We start from the raw sequence: 18,435 nt of genomic DNA, 5'->3' as shown, positions 1-18,435 counted from the left end.
TGAAGAATGAGTCAATCCATCTATTTAGTTGCAGGCCTAGGTAAAACTGGTCACTCTATCGCGAGCTATTTGCAGCGCCGTAACTTACCTTTTGTCTTTTATGATACCAGAAAAGAAATAAGTAACCTTGCTGAATTTAAGCAAGATTTTCCTGGTATTGATATTTTTTTAGATAATTTACCTGCGAGTCTCTATCCACAAATAAAAGAAATTATTGCCAGTCCCGGCGTGGCGCTTGATATTCCAGTATTTATAGAGGCACGTCGTTTAGGTATTCCTATTATTGGTGATATCGAATGTTTTGCACGTGAGGTTAATGCACCTGTTATTGCTATCACAGGAACAAATGGTAAATCAACGGTAACCACGTTAGTTGGTGAAATTGCTAAAGCAGCTGGACTAAAAGTTGCCGTAGCCGGCAATATTGGTTTGCCGGTTCTCGATTTAATCGATAATGGTGAAACATACGACTTATGGGTATTAGAATTATCCAGCTTTCAACTTGATTTAACATTTTCGCTGGCGCCTTTAGCTGCAACAATCTTAAATATATCCCCTGATCATCTAGATAGGCATCATAGTCTTATAGCTTATTGTATTGCTAAGCAGCGGATATACTTAAACACCCAATTGATTATTTATAACCGCGATGACGATCAAACTTATCCTACCCAATTTATAGAAAGTGATCGGTTAATTAGCTATGGTTTAGATAACCCTACACCAGATAATTGGGGAATAATTTATAAAGATAATACTTATTTTTTAGCACGAGGCAATGAGCCTTTTCTGGCAACCAACTTATTACATTTAAAAGGTAAGCATAATTGGCAAAATGTTCTAGCTGCTTGTGCTTTATCTTTTGCAGCTGGTATCAGTATAGCGACAATGATTCCGGTTTTAAAAACTTTCCCTGGCCTTTCACATCGTTGCCAATGGGTTAGAACGTTAAATGGAGTTGATTGGATTAATGATTCAAAAGGTACGAATATTGGCGCTACTATATCTGCTATTTTCGGGCTTGGTGGGGCAACACAAGGAAAAATAGTCTTAATTGCAGGTGGATTAGGCAAAGGTGCTGACTTTAGCGAATTAAGAACAGCTTTAGTGAAATTTGTTCGTGCAGTTGTGCTTATAGGAGCAGATGCCTTCAAAATTGAAAAAGCAATCGAAGGGACTGTTCCCTCTCTACATGCTACAAGCTTTGAGCAAGCTATTAATATTGCTGCTTTACAAGCCTGCCCTGGTGATATCGTTTTATTATCGCCTGCTTGTGCGAGCCAAGATATGTTTCGTGATTTTAACCACCGCGGTGAAGTGTTTATGAATCTTGTAGGTGAATTATGACTATGCAGCCACGTCATTACACTCAGCGAGGCAAACCTACACATAAGCCATTAGCCCTATATGATAAATGGTTAATGAGCGCGGTGCTTGGCTTAATTATTATTGGGCTTATGATGGTATCATCAAGTTCGGTTATGATTTCAACGAAATATTATCATAATCCTTTTCATTTCTTAGTTCGCCAATTTGTTTTTCTGTTTGTTGGCTTTTTTCTTGCTTTAATAGTAATGCGTGTAGACAGTAGCCTTTGGGAAAAAAGCAGCATGCCATTGCTTTTTATTTGTCTCATTATGTTAATGGCTGTCTTAATTCCTGGAGTAGGACATACAGTAAATGGAAGTCGAAGATGGTTATCGCTTGGCCCTATTGGTATTCAAGTTTCAGAATTAACAAAGTTAATTATGATTTTTTATGTTGCCGGTTATTTAGTTCGCCAACAAAAAACTATTGAAAAATCCATTTTTTGTTTTATTAAACCTATGATTATTTTAAGTTTAGTTGCTGTTTTACTATTACTTGAACCTGATTTCGGCGCAACTGTGGTTATTGCTGGAACAGTCATGGCTATGTTATTTTTAGCAGGTGTAAAATTGCGTTATTATATAGGCCTACTCATAGTTGTAATCTGTAGTTTAGCTATACTTGCTATTTCTTCACCTTATCGTGTTGCTCGTTTAACCGCGTTTTTAAATCCTTGGGCAGATCAATTTAATAGTGGGTATCAGCTGACTCAATCTTTAATTGCTTTTGGACGAGGGGGCTGGCTTGGTGTAGGATTAGGCGATAGTGTACAAAAATTGTTTTATTTGCCTGAGGCGCATACTGATTTTCTTTTTGCAGTTTTAGCTGAAGAACTAGGCCTTTTCGGAGTTCTTCTGGTATTAGGCTTATATAGTATATTGGTTTTTAGAGGTTTATTAATTGGTTATACGGCTTACAGTCAAGATCGATGCTTTGCTGCTTTTACGGCCTATGGTTTGACCTTTTGGCTAGGCTTACAGGCAGCTATTAATATGGGCGTAAATTCAGGGTTGCTACCGACTAAAGGATTGACACTACCAATGTTAAGTTATGGCGGTGCTAGTGTGGTAGTAAATTGCATGGTTATTGCTTTATTGTTACGTATTGATCATGAGAATCGTTGGCAATCTCTGGGATTGCGATCGCCGACTTCATAAAAGGGGAATGTTGTGGAAAACTTAGGATATTTTCTTCCACCAAGGATGGGGCGTGTAGAACAAATTCATTTTGTCGGGATCGGCGGTGCAGGTATGTGTGGTATTGCTGAGGTCTTACATAATGATGGTTATCGAATTACGGGTTCTGACATTAGTGAAAATCGTGCTGTAACACATTTACAATCATTAGGTATTCAAGTTTTTATCGGTCATCAAGAGCAAAATGTTGAAGGCGCTGATGTTGTTGTACGTTCTTCAGCAGTTGAAGATACAAATCCAGAAATCAGTGCTGCTCATAAACGGCTTATTCCTGTTATTCCGCGTGCTGTCATGTTAGCAGAGTTAATGCGTTTTCGTTATGGTATTGCGATTGCTGGAACGCATGGTAAAACAACGACTACAAGCTTAGTAAGCAGCTTATTAGCTGAGGGTGGTTATGACCCTAGTTTTGTTATTGGGGGTAAATTAAATAGCTCGGGTACGAATGCCCAGCTTGGTAAATCAGCTTATTTAGTTGCTGAAGCTGATGAAAGTGACGCTTCTTTTCTTTATTTAAAACCTATGATGGCAGTAGTAACTAATATTGATGCTGATCATATGGGTACTTATAATAATAATTTTGATAACTTACGAAATGCATTTATTGAATTTCTACACCATCTTCCTTTCTACGGTTTAGCCGTTGTTTGTTTAGAAGATGAAGAAATAAGGCGAATTTTACCTGCTATTGAGCGTCCTACCTTAACCTATGGTTTTCATGAAGATGCTCATTATCGTGCTTTAAATTGGACACAAAAGGGCTTAATAAGTGAATTTACTGTACAAAGACCTAGCCCTCATCAACCATTGAGTATTAAATTTCAACTGCCAGGCCGACATAATGTTTTAAATGCATTAGCAGCTATTGCTATAGCAACCGAGGTGGGTGTTGATGATAATGCAATTATGCAAGGCTTATTAAAGTTTCAAGGAGTGGGTCGGCGTTTTCAAATACTTGGCGAGAGGCAATTTGAAAAGGGCGTTGCCGTTATCATTGATGATTATGGTCATCATCCTAAAGAGATTCTATCTACTGTCGAAGCATTTCGCCAAGTTTGGCCTAACAAGCGTTTAGTGCATGTTTTTCAGCCACATCGTTATACACGAACACAGGCTTTGTTTGAACAATTTATTAATGTGTTAAGTTCTGCTGATCAATTACTATTAATGGATATTTATTCAGCTGGTGAGACAACAATTCCAGAAGTAACTAGTCATGCCTTGCTCCAAAAAATAAATTTAAAATGCCCTAATGCTCGTTTAGTAAATGAACAAAATTTACTACAAACATTAGATGAGATCATTACGCAAGATGATGTTATTTTAATGCAAGGTGCAGGAAGTGTAGGACAGTTAGCAATTAATCTAATGCAAAATTCGCGAGAGACAGCATGAATACAACTAACCTGGCTTCGGGACAGCAGATAGCTTATCAGGGCAAATTACTTTGCGATGAATCACTAGCTTCCTATACCACATGGCGTGTAGGCGGGATAGCAAAACACTTGTATAAACCTGTAAGTATTGAAGATTTAGCTTTATTTTTAAAGCAGCTATCACCACATGAGCCTATTTTATGGCTAGGTTTAGGTAGCAATTCATTAATTAGAGATGGCGGTTTTGCTGGCACCGTAATACTTACACAAGGTTGTTTGAAGGATATACAGCTAAGCAGTGAAAATTATATCAGGGTAGAAGCTGGGGTTTCTTGTGCCACGATGGCAAGATTTTGTGCCCGTAATAATCTTTCTGGAGGCGAGTTTTGGGCAGGTATCCCAGGCACTATGGGCGGTGCATTACGAATGAACGCCGGTTGTTTTGGTAGCGAAACATGGCAATCAGTTATAGAAGTAGAAACTATAAATCGTCAAGGTGTAAGACGTATTCGTAACCCTCAGGAATTCTCTATTGCTTATCGGCATGTTGAGGGCTTAGAACAGGATGAGTGGTTCATTGCTGCCACATGCAGGCTAACCTCGGGCGATAAAGAAAAGTCTTTACAACGTATTAAGGAATTGCTAGCACATCGTGCCGATACCCAGCCAACTAGTGAATATAATTGCGGTTCAGTCTTTAGAAATCCTCCTGGCCAGTATGCAGCTAAGCTTATTGAGGCTTGTGGCCTTAAAGGTAAGCAACTTGGTGGCGCAGCTGTATCAACTAAGCACGCCAATTTCATCATTAATCAAGAAGGCCGTGCCTTAGCAAAGGATATTGAAGCATTAATTGCTTTTGTTCGTGATACTGTTAGTCAACAGACCTCGATTGAACTTATCCGTGAAGTACATATCATTGGAGATCACTAATGTCTAAACCTATTAACTTAGCTCTTTTATACGGCGGTAAGTCAGGCGAGCATGAAATATCTTTAATTTCTGCAGCTTCTGTATTATCAGAGCTTGATCCTAATAAATACAATATTATTCCTATTGGAATGGATAAAGAAGGACGTTTTTATTTAAACAATTATCATGAGCTAGTAGCATTTAAAGACAGTTTACCAGTTATAACAGCGCAATCTAAGCCTATCGCTAATTTCCTTTTAAATGGACAGCCAGCAATTGAGGTTGATGTTGTATTCCCCGTTGTACATGGGCCTTTATATGAAGATGGCTGTTTACAAGGACTATTAAAACTGGCTGGTATTGCTTATGTTGGTTGTGATGTTTTATCGTCTGCAATTGGTATGGATAAAGATATGGCAAGGCGATTAATACCTGCTAATAAAAATATTTATCATGCTCGCTATCAAGTATTATCTTGGCATAGTAGCGATGTAGAAAGACAACGTTTTTGTCAGCAAGTTAGTAATGATTTTGGTTGGCCTCTCTTTGTTAAGCCATGCTCGCTTGGCTCAAGCGTGGGAACGCATAAAGTAAATAATCTAGAGGAGTTAAATTTAGCTATTGAAGACGCACTTCGTTATGATGAAATGATTCTTGTTGAAGAATATATCAAAGGGAGAGAAATTGAACTTGCTGTTCTTGAAAATATAAAACCTAATAGTGCGCCAGAAGTAAGCTTGGCAGGCGAAATCAAGGTCCACCATGCTGATGGATTTTATTCTTATACCGCTAAATATTTAGAAAGTCATCAAACGGAATTAATTATACCAGCAATGCTTGAGGCTGGAATTTTACAGCAATTACAGTCTATAGCTGCAGATATTTTCACCTATTTAAAATGTAGAGGAATGGCCCGAGTTGATTTTTTTGTTAATGAAGAAAGCGGTAAAATTTACTTTAATGAGATAAATACCTTACCCGGATTCACATCAATTAGTATGTATCCTAAATTGTGGCAAGCCAGTGGATTAACTTATTCAGCACTTTTAGACCGCTTAATTGATTTAGCAATTGTACATCAAAACTGTCGCAAAAATTTAATAACAAATTACCAATAGGTGCTTGAATTATATTAATTTTTTAAAACCAATGTTAAAAATAATAATAATAAATAGGTAAGGCAAAAATGAGTGCATACAAAGGTCAATTACGTTATGCAAGTCTACTAACTTTTTTGGTTCTTTGTGCACTTTGCCTTGTCGCTCGTTTAATTTATTTATTTGTTGCAGACTCCCAACGTTTTCCAATCAATACAGTTAAAATAATAGCGGCCTATGAACATGTTTCGCATAAACAATTAGAGTCCGTTTTAGAGGGATTTAATAATGCTAGTTTTTTTTCAGTACCTATTAGCCGTTTACACGCTGCTCTTTCTTCGTTAACCTGGGTTAAAAGTGTCCAAATAGAAAGAGTGTGGCCCGATACGTTAAAAATTAAATTAATTGAAAAAAAACCGATTGCAGTTTGGAATAATAGAATGTTAACTGCCGAAGGTGAGTTATTTGATGGGGGAACAGAAGTAAAAAATGTGTCATTGCCTCAATTGAAAGGACCTATTAATCAGCATCAACAAGTCTTACAAGTTTACGAAAAAATGAGTAAGATATTAAATAATTATAATTTACAGGCAACAGCATTAGAGTGGCGTGATAATGGTGCTTGGGATGTTATGCTCTCTAATGGTATTCAGTTGCGATTGGGTAAACGCGATCTTGAAACAAGAATAAACCGATTCTGTAAGGCATATCCTGCCGTTTTTGCAGGCGTTTTATCAGATAAGCCAGAACAAATGGCAAGCGTTGATTTACGTTATCCGCGTGGTATGGCGGTGCAATGGAGAAAATAACGGGAAGATAATGGCTAAAAAATCAGAAAGAAATATCATCACCGGCTTGGATATAGGTACCTCAAAAGTTGTTGCTTTAATAGGTGAAGTAACACAAGATGGCGCTATTGAAATCATCGGTATAGGCCGCCATCCCTCCCGCGGGTTAAAACGCGGCGTTGTTGTTGACATCGAAGCAACAGTTAACTCTATTCAACGGGCTGTTCAGGAAGCTGAGCTGATGGCTGGTTGTGAGGTACGTACAGTTTATGCTGGTATCGCCGGTAGTCATATACGTAGTTTAAATTCGCATGGAATTGTTGCTATACGTGATCATGAAGTTTCTCCAGCTGATGTTGAGCGTGTCATTGAAGCAGCAAAGGCCGTAGTTGTTCCAGCGGATCAGAAAATTTTACATATTCTACCCCAAGAATTTATTATCGATAATCAAGGCAGTATAAGAGAGCCAGCTGGTATGGCCGGTGTACGATTAGAAGCACGAGTTCATATCGTTACGGGCGCTGTGAGTGCTGCGCAAAATATTGCGAAATGTGTAAGGCGCTGTGGGCTTGAAGTAAATGATATTATTCTTGAGCAACTTGCTTCAAGTCATGCTGTATTAACAGACGATGAGAAAGAGCTTGGTGTATGCCTAATAGATATTGGTGGAGGGACTACTGATATTGCCGTTTTTGCAGAAGGCGCTATTCAACATACGGCTGTTATTCCCATTGCAGGCGATCAGGTAACTAATGATATTGCTATGGCTTTGCGCACACCGACTAAAACTGCCGAAGCTATTAAAGTAAGACATGCTTGTGCTATGCCTGAGTTAGCTAATAATAATGAAATGATTGAGTTTATGAGTGTTAATGAGCGCCCAGGACGCAAAATATCAGCTAAAACACTAGCTGAAGTTGTAGCTGCACGCTATGAAGAATTATTTTACTTAGTAAGAAATGAATTAAATCGTAGTGGTTTTGCAGATAGGCTCGCTGCGGGTATGGTGATAACAGGTGGTGGGGCAAACGTACAAGGTGGTATGGAGCTAGCTGAGATGTGTTTTGAAATGCCTGTTCGTCATGGCTGCGCACATTATGTATCAGGTTTAGCTGAAGCAACTACTGATCCTGCCTTAGCAACTGGTGTAGGCCTGTTACTACATAGTTATAAGCAACAATATGAAGGTACGTATAGTGTTCCAACCTTAAATGATACAAGTAAAAGTGTTTGGTCGCGAATGCGCGAGTGGTTTCAAGGGAATTTTTAACTAATTAAGTGGGTGCGAAATGGTTAAATCGCACTATCCTAAAAAATGTAGCGCATTTATATAGGATTTAAATTAAGTAGGCTCATTAAATAATAAAAATTAGCCTATTTTGTAGAAAACTCACATTAGTTAGAGAAATAAGGCTAATAGACAGAATTTAGAGGAGAGGCAGTAATGTTTGAATTGACACAATGCCAGGAAAACAGTGCCATTATAAAGGTAGTAGGTGTTGGTGGCGGTGGTGGTAACGCACTTGAGCATATGGTAAGTGAAAATATTGATGGAGTTGAATTTATCTGTGCTAATACTGATGCACAAGCATTAAAAAATTCAAGTGCAAAAATCCATATTCAATTAGGTGAGGAATTAACTAAAGGCTTAGGCGCTGGTGCTAATCCTAAAATTGGTCGTGAGGCTGCAGAAGAAGACAGAGAGAGAATTCGCGAAGTCCTTGAAGGCGCCGATATGGTATTTATTACCGCTGGAATGGGCGGTGGTACAGGGACGGGAGCCGCTCCTGTATTTGCAGAAATAGCCAAAGAGCTCAACATCTTAACCGTAGCAGTAGTTACTAAACCATTTTCTTTTGAAGGAAAGCAGCGGGCGCTTGCTGCAGAAGATGGTATTCGTCGTTTAGCAGAGCATGTTGATTCCTTAATTACTATTCCAAATAATAAATTATTAAGTGTCTTAGGTAAAAATATTTCTCTTTTAAATGCATTTAAAGCTGCTAATAACGTACTTCTTGGTGCTGTTAAAGGTATCGCTGATTTAATTACCAGACCTGGTTTGATTAATGTGGATTTCGCTGACGTACGAACAGTAATGTCTGAAATGGGCATGGCAATGATGGGTACGGGTAGTGCAACAGGCGAGCAGCGAGCTAGACAAGCAGCTGAAGCAGCTATTGCTTCACCATTACTAGAAGATGTTAATTTTTCTGGTGCTAAAGGTATATTAGTTAATATTACTGCTGGCTTAAATATGTCTATTGGCGAATTTGAAGAAGTTGGTGATGTAGTTAAAGAATTTATTTCAGATGACGCTACAGTTGTAGTAGGTACTGTCATTGATCCAGATATGACTGATGAAATGCGTGTTACAGTTATTGTGACAGGGTTAGGTGGAAATGAGCGTAACCGGGGAGTACAAACAAGTAATTCTAAATTAAGAATTACAGAATCTACTCGAATAGATGGTTCGCTTGACTATCAACAACTAGATAGGCCTGCTGTTATGCGTAAACAGGCAGCAACGCCACCTAATACGGCTACTAAAAAACCTGCTGAGCCTGCGGTCCCTGACGTAGATTATTTAGATATTCCTGCTTTTTTACGTCGTCAGGAAGAAAGAATTGATTAAAGTTACAGTATAAGCTCTACTTAAAATTAAGAAGCATGTCATCATTTAGTTCAATTAAAAGACAAAATGTTCTTTGATGACATGTGCTAAAAAACGTCTTTAAATTTTAAGCAAGCAAAAAGGGAGAAATTGAGCTAAAATAGCATCTAATTAAGATAAATAATTAATTTATATAATAAAAATAAATGCTATTTTAGGTGAATTATTCTCTTATTAGCTAATAATAGTCTGAAAGGCGTTTTCTAGACGAGTTTATAATTATTTGCTATGCTGAAACTGTCTGTTGCCTAAAATAGGTTATCAATAAGGTGATCACCGAATGATGAAACAAAGAACTCCTAAGAAAATGGTTCAACTGACAGGCATTGGTTTACATTCAGGTGATACTGCCGAGCTTAAAATAAGACCTGCTCCTATTAATACCGGTATTGTTTTTAGACGTGTTGATTTAGATCCAGTTGTTGAAATTCCAGCCTGTTATGAAAATGTTAGTGATACTATGCTTTGCACATCACTACATTATAATAATGCTAAAGTAGCTACAGTAGAGCATTTGCTTTCAGCGCTAGCTGGTTTGGGTATTGATAATGCTTATATTGACGTTAATGGGCCTGAAATTCCTATAATGGATGGAAGTGCTGCGCCATTCGTATTTTTGTTGCAAGCAGCCGGGATTCGTGAACAAAGTGCTGCCAAACGTTTCATTCGTATCTTAAAGCCTATCCGTATTGAAGAAAAGGACAAATATGTTCAATTTCTTCCTTATAATGGCTATAAAATTTCCTTTACTATCGACTTTAATCATCCTGTATTTAACGACAAACCACAGATGGCTAATTTTGATTTCTCAACAACTTCCTACGTAAAAGAAGTTTGCCGCGCTAGAACTTTTGGTTTTTTGTCAGATTATGAAAAATTACGTGAGTGCGATTTAGCAAAAGGTGGTAGTTTAGATAACGCTATTGTTGTTGATAAATACCGAATCTTAAATGAAGATGGCTTACGATTTGAGAGTGAATTTGTTGCTCATAAAGTATTAGATGCTATCGGCGATTTGTATCTTCTAGGTAGTGGTTTGATTGGAGCATTTGAAGGTTATAGATCAGGTCATGAATTGAATAATCGTTTATTACGCGAGTTAATGGTTCGTCAAGATGCATGGGAATATACTTATTTTGATGCAGAAACTTATCAACCTTCTTTCGGGTTTACCACGATTGCGCTTGAAGCATAGCAATATAACAGTAAGTTAATAAACTAGCTTACTGTTCATTACCAATTTTATATAAGGGATCACCCTCTTATCGAAAGTATTATTGGGCTCGTTTTGAATTAAATAGCAGATTAAACATGCATGTAGGATACACTGACTGCGCGCAACTAGAAGTTATTTTATAGCAAATAGTACTCAAATCTCACCTTTCCCAAGTTTTAAAAGACCTTAATCTATTACTTAGTTAGCGTATTGTCTTTATAACCACTGAGACGTTTAAAAAAATTGAATGGAAAGCGATAGCATGTCATTCAGCTAACTGATGCAGTGCTTTTTTTAGTGGATTATAACTACATAAATCGCCTGTCTCACGAATAAGATTACGCGCTTTCTCAGAGAGAGGCTGCTGGCTTAGTGACTTTTTTATTTCTTCTATATTATCAGTAGTAATAAATTGTATTTTAATATTAACTAATTGGTATAGGCCTGCTTCTTTTCTTAATTTATCTCTTAAAGTCGGCAAATAATAGCGAAGTTCTGTTGCCCAGGTAGGATCGTCAAGAGTAAGCAGTAAAGAGCCCTTATTAAAACTGCCTACTTTACAATGTGCTTGTAAATGGGCAGGTAGAAGAGGGCCTAATAAAGCATTAAGCTTATCTAGCTGCATGACTTGTTGACACAAATCAGTTAATTGTTTATTCAGGCAACGATTAATAGGACGCATACATACTTTACAGTTAAGTAGATAAGAATTATTTAAATAAATTAAATATTAGCATATTCTTGCATTAAGGAAATGCAAATTACTTTAAGTTTATAAAACAAATGAAAGTCTAGATATTTAGTAGTAAATTTAAAACATCTAAATTATTATACTCTAAATTGTTAATGAATGAGATTAATAATGGCGGACCTGACGGACGAGAACGTCGTATATATAGCAAAGCTTCATTGGCTTTTATTTTTTTGGCCCCTGGTTTTGACAGGGTTTGGTTTATTTTTAGGCATACAGGTAGTACAGCTTAAAGAAGTGGCCTTAGTATTGGTAATTATTGGTGTTATTTGGCTATTTATTACTTGGGTTCATTATCACTTCTCTTCATTGGTTATTAAAAAGAAGCAAGTTATCCTTCGAACAGGCGTTTTAGTAAGACAAACAGTAGATATTCCTTTAACCAAAATTGAAAGTATGGATATTCGCCAAACTTTATTAGGTAGTATTTTTCGTTATGGCGCACTAACTATTATTGGTACAGGTGGCACAAAGCATTTTATTAATTTCTTGCAAAGACCTTTAACTTGCCGTCGCTATATTGAGCAATTAACTAATGAACAGTGAACACTGGGCTTATAGTTTATTAAGAAAACCTATTGCCTCTATTACTTCTTTACAAGGTGGAATGCAGCATTACCTTGATTTAATTGAACTGATTGACTCAAGTAAATGGGTATGTAAAAAATTTACAAATAAGACCTGGTTAGGTGAAATTACTTATCAGCAAATTTTAAACTCCGAAAAAATAGCTAATTTAATAGATGAGCGATTAGGCTTGACTTATAAAGCGCTATGTCATGAAAATGGTTCGCCCGTTTTAAAACTTAAAGAAGGCTATGGTGTTGTCAGACCTTTTTGTGCCGGAAAAACTACTGCAACCGTAACTATCAATCAAGCACAACTCTTAGGCGAATTATTAGCGCATATTCATTTGCTAAATATTAATTGCATGGATGCTATGCCATTTCCGGCAATAAATTGGCCATCAGAATTTAATTGCCCACCATGGCTAAAAGCGATTATTTATGAGTGTAATGACATATTACCGACCGATTCTTGGTTGGTGAGTCATCGGGATATCCATGGTTCAAATCTTATTTGGCAAACCCCGGATAAGGTAAATATTCTAGATTGGGAGAGTGCAGGCTTAATCCATCCGGGTATCGAATTAGTTGGGCTAGCTTGTAATTGTGCAGGGTTGACTCGAGGTTATTTCTTAGAGCATTTATTTACTGCTGTATTACACGGTTATCGTCAAGTTAATAGTTTTATTCCACCGATTCCTGCGCGGTATTGGGTTTTAATCTGGCAAAGCTGGCTTCTTTGGTACTTATATGTAATTCAAAAAAATTTTAAGCAAGAGATTTTAGCAACAGAAGCTATTTTACATTTACTTAAAGTAAAACAACCATTTTTAGAAGTACTATATAAACAGCAATTGAAATAGTATAGCTCTTCTAATGGTATCAACTTAAGAGTAACTTTATTTTTCCTGTCTGTACTCGGAAACGACAAATTTAATTTACCAAACAAGAAGTTAATAGATTGGGATTAACCTATAATGAAATTAAACTCCCTTAATTCTGGTGATTATGTCTTTTCTTAAATTTCTTATAACACTAGCTATATTACTTTTAAGTTATAATTATAGTTATGCGCTACGTTGCGGTACCTCATTAGTTTATGAAGGCGATAGTAAATTTTTAGTGCTAAGAAAATGTGGCGAGCCTTTAGCAAAAGATGTTTATCAAGATCCAAATCTTTTAATCAATCAATTTAATGTTCCTTATGGCATTGCTTCAGATATTTATGAAGTCTGGACCTATCAGCCATCACCAAATGATTTTATCTATGAAGTCTTATTTCAAAGTGGTCATGTAGTTAAAATCAATGCTAATCGAGCTATTTAATACCAACTAATAAATTTAAATTTATTTACCTCATATTATAAATTGGTTTATTAGGATTCATCTGCCTCCACCATATAACCACATCCTTCTTTAGGACAAATAACTTGCCGTCCACTGCGTTTAGTTTCTTTAACAGTAAGTAGAGGCCAATGACACTGTGGGCAAGCTTTATCGATTGGTTCATTCCAAAGCGCATAATTGCACTTAGGATAAGCGCCACATGAGAAAAAGATTTTTCCTTTACGCGATTTACGCTGCAGAATTTTTGCAGAGTGACATTGTGGACATTCAACGCCGGTATCAGTTGGCCTTTCTATAGGTTCTATGTGTTTGCAATCAGGATAATTGCTACATCCAATAAAACGTCCATAACGGCCTGATTTAATATGCAGTGGGTTTGAGCATTCAGGGCATACTCGTCCCTCAACTACAACAGGCTCATTTTTTTCGCTTTCATTATTAAGTGGTTGAGTGTAATCACATTCCGGGAAACCTGTACAGCCAATAAAGCGTCCACGCTTACCAAGGCGAATAGATAGCGGTTTACCGCATTGCGGACAAGCTTCTTCAAGTGTTTCAGTAGTCACATCCTTGCGTTGTATATTTTCATCAATAACATGAATCTGCTGAATAAAAGGCTGCCAGAAGTCCTTTAACACTGGAATCCATTCTTTTTCCCCGCGAGAAATAGCATCTAACGTATCTTCCAACTGGGCTGTAAATTGGTAATCAACATAACGTGTAAAATGACCTGTCAGGAAACGATTAACGATACGACCAACGTCAGTAGGAACAAAGCGTTTTTTATCAACTATTACATATTCTCTTTGCTGCAAGGTATGAATAATTGTGGCGTAGGTTGATGGCCTACCAATATCATATTCTTCTAATGCTTTAACTAACGTTGCCTCAGAATAGCGAGGTGGAGGCTCAGTAAAATGTTGATTAGCGGTAATATCTTGCAGAGCGACTTTTTCACCTACTTGTAAATTGGGTAAGATAATTGGTTGCTGTTCGTCATCTTTAGTATCATCTAAGCTTTCCTCATAGACAGCAAGGAAACCGGGAAACGCAATAGATGAACCGTTAGCGCGAAATATATTTCCCTCGCCACAGGCTAAATCAACTGCTACCGTATCAATTAGGGCGTCTTCCATTTGGCAAGCGACACTACGGCGCCAAATTAAATTATATAGTTTATATTGATCAGGCGTTAATGATTGCTCTACTGATTCTGGAGTACGTAAAATAGACGTTGGGCGAATAGCTTCATGTGCTTCTTGTGCATTTTTAGACTTAGTTTTATAAATACGCGGACTTGCAGGACAATTATCTTTACCATAACGATTTGCTATAAATTCTCGGATTTCTCCAATAGCTTCTTGTGATAAATTAACAGAATCAGTACGCATATAACTAATTAAGCCAACAGTACCCGTCCCAATATCAATACCTTCATAAAGCTGCTGGGCTACCATCATCGTTTTACGTGCTGTAAACCCTAGCTTGCGTGCTGCCTCTTGCTGCAACGTGGAGGTAATAAAAGGTGAAGCTGGTTTTCGTTTGCGCTGTTTTTTCTCAACATTCGTGACTACTAGCTCGCCTTGGGCTAATTGTAAAAGTTTATCACGAATTTGGTGTGCTTGTTCTTGGCCTTGAATTGTAAATTGCTGTAGCTTTTCTCGGTCATAATGCGTAAGTTTCGCAATGAAATTGGTATTTTTACATAGACACTTAGCCAGTATTTTCCAATATTCTTGCGCCGTAAAACGTTCAATTTCTTCTTCACGCTCAACAATTAATCGAAGTGCAGGGCTTTGTACTCGACCCGCTGATAAGCCACGTCGTATTTTTTTCCATAATAAGGGGGAGAGATTAAAGCCTACTAAATAATCTAGTGCCCGCCTTGCCTGCTGAGCATTGACTAAATCCATTGAAATATGACGTGGATTATTAATTGCTTCTTGAATGGCAGACTTAGTAATTTCATTAAAAAAAATACGATGAACTTCTTTATTCTTTAAAAGATTGCGTTCACGCATAAGCTCAAAAATATGCCATGAAATGGCTTCGCCTTCGCGATCAGGGTCAGTTGCAAGTAGCAAAGATTGCGAATTTTTAAGTATTTTAGCAATAGAATCGATATGTCTGATATTTTTTTCAACTGGCGTATAAGACATAGTAAAATTTTTATCGGGATCTACAGAGCCTTTGCGAGGTGCTAAATCGCGAACGTGACCATATGAAGCTAATACCTCATAATCCCTTCCTAGATATTTTTGAATCGTCTTAGCTTTGGCAGGTGATTCAACGATTACCAAATGTTTGCTCATATAGTTAACCTTTTAATAATTCTTAAAGAGTGCTGGTGCTATTTATGAATAAAATTAACTTTCTCTCATATCGCTTTAAAATGGCCATTGGCACACAGCAGAGCTTAAATCCTTATGTATCTTAAGGTACCTTTTATTAATGAAAATATGAGTTTTTGCTATTAATTTTGCAAAAAAAACCGCATTTTCATTAGCGAAAGGTATGATACGAATTTTACGAAGCCTATTGCTTATCTTATAGACTAAAAATTTAAATTTATGCATCTAAGACTTAAAGATAAGCTAAAATACTTAGTGTAGTGGTAACTTATCTTCCTTTTGGTATAGCACAAGATCAAGGAAAGCAAGTTGAGATTCATCTAAATTTTCGGCCAAAAGATTGCGAATAGTCCATTTAGTCTCTTGTAAGGTTACAAAGCGAGATTCTGAATTAACAAGTTGATTAATAACCAATTCCAATGTCTCTGGTGCTATTACACCCCACAATAACATACGAGTTAAAAATTGATAGGTTGCTTTAGTAAATTTAATTTGCTCTTCAATTGTAAAGATACGCATGGATGTATCACGAGCAGCGCGTACAACAAAAGCAGAACTTTGGGCTGCTTCACTTCCAGTATCTGCTGAGTCATCTTCAGCATTATTAGCTTGATTTTTCGTTAATTTAGATAAGCTTTTTTCAAAAAAATTCATCAATAGTTCTAATAAATTATCTTTCATTTCAACACCTTATATAGCCACCAGGCACTGCTTTAATAATACCTTGTAATTCTAATTCTGTTAAATTACTTATAACTTCATCAATACCTAATCCGCTTTGTTGAATAATTTGATCAATAGTTACTGTTTCAAAGCCTAAGCACTTTACTAGGTTTTTATGATTTGTTGCAAGATTAATTGAGGATTCTTTAGTATTAGGAGAACCATGTTCAATGCCTAACTCGCTAAGGATATCATTAATTGATATTACCAGTTTTGCCCCCTGTTGTAATAAATAATTACAGCCTCTTGCTTGTGAATTATTAATCGAACCAGGAACTGCCATAACCTCTCGATTTTGCTCTAAAGCTAAACGGGCCGTAATCAATGAACCACTTTTGATTGCAGCTTCTACGACCAGTATGGCTAAAGATAAACCGCTTATTATACGGTTTCTACGAGGGAAATGTCCAGCCGTTGGTTGGCTTTTTAATGGAAATTCAGAAATTAATAAGCCATTATCAATAATTTGATTGGCTAAAAGCCTATGACTTTTAGGATAAATGCAATCTACTCCTGTCCCAAGTACAGCAATTGTTCTTCCATTAGCAGCAAGGCAACCTTTATGAGCTTGAGCATCAATACCAAGCGCTAAGCCGCTTACAATAGTAACTTGATTAGTAGCCAGCTCAAAAGCGAATTGCCACGCATTTTGGGAGCCAGCTATAGAAGGTTTGCGTGTACCAACGATTGCTATTGTTAAATGTTGCAAACAAGTTAAATCACCTATGGCATACAAAATAGGTGGGGCATCATAAATCTGGTTAAGTAGCGACGGGTATTGCTCATCTTCCCAACTAATAAGATGGTGATTTGGTTGGCTTTCCCAGTTTAAATCTAAGTCAAGCTCAGCAAAATCAAATTTTTTAATTGCATAAGCTAATTTAAATGGTAGGCCTGCGTTTTGTAACTGTTCTTGTGATAAGGCAAACATCTCTTTTAAGGAAGGCCAATGAGCTAGTAATTTTTTTATTGTTTGCGGCCCAATACTAGGGATACGATTAAGAGCGAGTAAATAGTGCTTGTTATTCATGGATTTGTAACTATATCTCCCAAGTGAACTGCTTTAATAGAGCGAACTACTAATGCAAAACTAGTTTGCGTAAAGGTTCGAAAAATCATTGCTTCTCCTAGACGCTCGCGTGGTAAAAGTACTGATTTAGAGCATTTTAAAGGATTAAAACAATCGTGTGGATCGCGAATTAAACGGGCCGGCGAATAAATACCTAAAACATCACCAGCTTGTAATCCCGCATCTTGCCCACGATTAATTACAGTAACTAAACCAACAGCTCCCTGGGTATATTTAGGCAATACATCGATAATTACTCCACGTACAGGATAAAGCGGTGTTTGTGGTAAAAAATTAAAATTAAAGGCTGGGAAGTCGTTAAACAATACGCGATCGCCTATTCGTACGCCTTCTGTAACTTCAGTAAGTAATACAGTTGCCGGCTCGCCTCCTTTTACTAATTGACCATATCCAACTAAACTAGCTTTATAACCTAAAATTTTCTTAGTAATAGGGTCTTTATAAGGACAATTAGGTCGATAAAAAGCGTAAGCAACTGTAGCATCGTTACATGCTTCAGGGGCACGATGTAATCTTCTTACATAAACTTCATCACCTTGGCCACCTAGCATATGCTCACCTAGATAATCAACCACATAGGGGGCTGAGGCAAGTCTATTGTCATCCATAATCAATGAATTATCTAAAAAAGGTTTAATATCTGTCAGTGAGACGGGTAAAATAGGATCACCTAAAAGGTGAGGACGTACGTAAGGCGAGAGCTTAAGTGTTCCATTAGCCAAAACACGAATATAAGGATTTTTCTTAAAAAACCGTAATTCAAGTATTGCGCCGGTATATAAATGTTCTGGGTTTGTAATTTGTGGGTTGGCATGCCATAACTCTTTCCATTCCCATGGGCGATGAAGATATTGATTAGCAATACTCCATAAAGTATCGCCAGGTTTAACAACATAGCGTCTGGGGTAATCATCTCGTAGCGATAAAGCTTCTGTATAAAAAGATACTAACAAACCAATGATAATTAGCACATAGCGCATTAATCA

General features: G+C 37.1%; 17 protein-coding genes. 12 read left to right on the top strand and 5 right to left on the bottom strand.

The genetic code is table 11. From position 1 onward, the window contains the following. Nucleotides 1–6: 6 nt before the first annotated feature. From murD to lpxC, 9 genes are all read left to right on the top strand, one after another. On the top strand, nt 7–1,347 hold the full coding sequence (murD, locus tag ACNVED_RS13505; protein WP_419419508.1) for a UDP-N-acetylmuramoyl-L-alanine--D-glutamate ligase: 1,341 nt from the start codon (nt 7–9) through the stop codon (nt 1,345–1,347). A 2-nt stretch (nt 1,348–1,349) separates the two neighbouring features. Continuing rightward, nucleotides 1,350–2,525, top strand: a complete 1,176-nt coding sequence (gene ftsW / locus ACNVED_RS13500; RefSeq protein WP_419421203.1) for a putative lipid II flippase FtsW — start codon at nt 1,350–1,352, stop codon at nt 2,523–2,525. Between the two features lie 45 nt (nt 2,526–2,570). Then, nucleotides 2,571–3,959 (top strand): UDP-N-acetylmuramate--L-alanine ligase, encoded by a 1,389-nt coding sequence (gene murC / locus ACNVED_RS13495; protein ID WP_419421202.1) that lies wholly within the window; start codon nt 2,571–2,573, stop codon nt 3,957–3,959. Continuing rightward, nucleotides 3,956–4,870, top strand: coding sequence for a UDP-N-acetylmuramate dehydrogenase (gene murB, locus ACNVED_RS13490; RefSeq protein WP_419419507.1), 915 nt, complete (start codon nt 3,956–3,958; stop codon nt 4,868–4,870). Before murC ends, murB begins: the two co-directional genes overlap by 4 nt. Next, the gene (locus ACNVED_RS13485; protein WP_419419506.1) at nt 4,870–5,967 is read left to right on the top strand and encodes a D-alanine--D-alanine ligase family protein; all 1,098 of its coding nucleotides are present in this window, start codon (nt 4,870–4,872) and stop codon (nt 5,965–5,967) included. Before murB ends, ACNVED_RS13485 begins: the two co-directional genes overlap by 1 nt. 68 nt (nt 5,968–6,035) lie before the next feature. Next, nucleotides 6,036–6,755, top strand: a complete 720-nt coding sequence (locus tag ACNVED_RS13480; RefSeq protein ID WP_419419505.1) for a cell division protein FtsQ/DivIB — start codon at nt 6,036–6,038, stop codon at nt 6,753–6,755. A gap of 10 nt (nt 6,756–6,765) precedes the next feature. Beyond that, nucleotides 6,766–8,004 carry a cell division protein FtsA gene (ftsA, locus tag ACNVED_RS13475; protein WP_419419504.1) on the top strand — a complete coding sequence of 413 codons (1,239 nt, stop codon included), beginning with the start codon at nt 6,766–6,768 and terminating at the stop codon, nt 8,002–8,004. A gap of 174 nt (nt 8,005–8,178) precedes the next feature. Next, on the top strand, nt 8,179–9,366 hold the full coding sequence (ftsZ, locus tag ACNVED_RS13470; RefSeq protein WP_419419503.1) for a cell division protein FtsZ: 1,188 nt from the start codon (nt 8,179–8,181) through the stop codon (nt 9,364–9,366). 319 nt (nt 9,367–9,685) lie between these two features. Further along, nucleotides 9,686–10,600: a UDP-3-O-acyl-N-acetylglucosamine deacetylase gene (lpxC, locus tag ACNVED_RS13465; RefSeq protein WP_419419502.1), complete on the top strand. Its 915-nt coding sequence runs from the start codon at nt 9,686–9,688 to the stop codon at nt 10,598–10,600. A 286-nt stretch (nt 10,601–10,886) separates the two neighbouring features. Here lpxC and ACNVED_RS13460 read toward each other — a convergent pair whose 3' ends face one another. Beyond that, nucleotides 10,887–11,303: a DUF721 domain-containing protein gene (locus ACNVED_RS13460; protein WP_419419501.1), complete on the bottom strand. Its 417-nt coding sequence runs from the start codon at nt 11,301–11,303 to the stop codon at nt 10,887–10,889. Between the two features lie 177 nt (nt 11,304–11,480). Here ACNVED_RS13460 and ACNVED_RS13455 point away from each other — a divergent pair, with 177 nt between their 5' ends. From ACNVED_RS13455 to ACNVED_RS13445, 3 genes are all read left to right on the top strand, one after another. Beyond that, entirely contained in the window at nt 11,481–11,918 is a 438-nt protein-coding gene (locus ACNVED_RS13455) for a PH domain-containing protein (protein ID WP_419421201.1), read from the top strand. Continuing rightward, nucleotides 11,908–12,801 (top strand): phosphotransferase, encoded by an 894-nt coding sequence (locus tag ACNVED_RS13450; RefSeq protein ID WP_419419500.1) that lies wholly within the window; start codon nt 11,908–11,910, stop codon nt 12,799–12,801. Before ACNVED_RS13455 ends, ACNVED_RS13450 begins: the two co-directional genes overlap by 11 nt. A gap of 145 nt (nt 12,802–12,946) precedes the next feature. Then, entirely contained in the window at nt 12,947–13,264 is a 318-nt protein-coding gene (locus ACNVED_RS13445; RefSeq protein ID WP_419419499.1) for a DUF2845 domain-containing protein, read from the top strand. Nucleotides 13,265–13,314: 50 nt separating this feature from the next. Here ACNVED_RS13445 and topA read toward each other — a convergent pair whose 3' ends face one another. The 4 genes from topA to ACNVED_RS13425 all read right to left on the bottom strand — a co-directional run bounded on the left by topA (nt 13,315) and on the right by ACNVED_RS13425 (nt 18,429). Beyond that, nucleotides 13,315–15,597: a type I DNA topoisomerase gene (gene topA / locus ACNVED_RS13440; RefSeq protein ID WP_419419498.1), complete on the bottom strand. Its 2,283-nt coding sequence runs from the start codon at nt 15,595–15,597 to the stop codon at nt 13,315–13,317. Nucleotides 15,598–15,888: 291 nt separating this feature from the next. Further along, entirely contained in the window at nt 15,889–16,317 is a 429-nt protein-coding gene (locus ACNVED_RS13435) for a DUF494 family protein (protein WP_419419497.1), read from the bottom strand. Nucleotide 16,318: 1 nt separating this feature from the next. Continuing rightward, nucleotides 16,319–17,389 carry a DNA-processing protein DprA gene (dprA, locus tag ACNVED_RS13430; protein WP_419419496.1) on the bottom strand — a complete coding sequence of 357 codons (1,071 nt, stop codon included), beginning with the start codon at nt 17,387–17,389 and terminating at the stop codon, nt 16,319–16,321. Continuing rightward, nucleotides 17,386–18,429 carry a LysM peptidoglycan-binding domain-containing protein gene (locus ACNVED_RS13425; protein WP_419419495.1) on the bottom strand — a complete coding sequence of 348 codons (1,044 nt, stop codon included), beginning with the start codon at nt 18,427–18,429 and terminating at the stop codon, nt 17,386–17,388. The genes dprA and ACNVED_RS13425 overlap by 4 nt, the downstream gene beginning before the upstream one ends. Nucleotides 18,430–18,435 lie beyond the last annotated feature (6 nt).

Source organism: Legionella sp. D16C41, assembly GCF_048541585.1.
Taxonomy (GTDB): Bacteria; Pseudomonadota; Gammaproteobacteria; order Legionellales; family Legionellaceae; genus Legionella_C.
This window is presented reverse-complemented; position numbering and strand designations above follow the sequence as displayed.